At 74.1% G+C, this 232-nt stretch carries 1 pseudogene; it reads right to left on the reverse strand.

Features of this window, described 5'->3' with window-relative positions:
- Positions 1–76 precede the first annotated feature (76 nt).
- Positions 77–232, reverse strand: a pseudogene (locus KVS67_RS13485) (sulfurtransferase); the annotation flags it as partial.

The raw sequence follows: 232 nt of genomic DNA on the forward strand, positions 1-232 counted from the left end.
GGCCAGGGCGGCGGGCACGGCGTGGTCCTCGGTCATGGTGGCCCAGCCTAGTGACCCCCGCCGTGCCGGGGGCACAGCGCGCGGGGGCCTCGCCCGGCACTTCGCCGACGGCGATGGGCAGGCGCACGGCGTTGCCCCACTCGGTCCAGGAGCCGTCGTAGTTGCGGACGTCCACGTGGCCGAGCAGGTACTTGAGCACGAACCAGGTGTGGGAGGAGCGCTCGCCGATGCG

It is taken from the genome of Micrococcus sp. GbtcB5, from assembly GCF_019091605.1.
Taxonomy (GTDB): Bacteria; Actinomycetota; Actinomycetes; order Actinomycetales; family Micrococcaceae; genus Micrococcus; species Micrococcus luteus.